Here is a 518-nt window from a genome sequence, read left to right as displayed (position 1 = left end):
GGCTTGCACCCGGACGACGCGCCGCTCGTGCTGGAAATGATCCAGAACTTCGACCCCGTCGGCGTCGCCGCGCGCAGCCTGCAAGAGTGCTTGCTCGTGCAAGCGAAAGCGTTCGGCTACGACGCGACGGAGCTCGCCATCCTGGAAAAGCACATGGCGAACCTGGAGAAGCACAACTACCAGGCCATCGCCCGCGACATGAAGATCTACCTGGAAGAGGTCTACGAAGCCGCGAAAGAAATTCAGAAGCTCGAGAGCCGTCCGGCGCGCAATTTCGTCGATCACTCCGACCGCAGCATCGGCATCACGCCCGATGTCTACGTGATCAAGGACGGGGACAACTTCGTCGTCGCCGACAATGACCGCGGCGTGCAAAAGCTGCACATCAATCAAGCACTCACCCAGCGCCTGCTGAAGGACCCCGCGGCGCAGGAGTTCGTGGGGGAGAAGCTACGCAACGCGCAGTGGCTGATCCGCGCCATCGAGCAGCGGCGCAAGACGATCGTCAAGGTCTCGGA

At 62.0% G+C, this 518-nt stretch carries 1 protein-coding gene; it reads left to right on the top strand.

Going from position 1 to position 518, the window contains the following annotated elements; genetic code table 11:
• Positions 1-518: RNA polymerase factor sigma-54 (locus tag ACV1FX_RS41795; RefSeq protein ID WP_473123295.1), on the top strand; the 518-nt coding region annotated here is incomplete at both ends.

The sequence above is a fragment of the Bradyrhizobium ingae genome, from assembly GCF_055791185.1.
The sequence above is the reverse complement of the archived record's forward strand: the minus strand, read 5'-3'. Positions and strand labels throughout refer to the sequence as shown.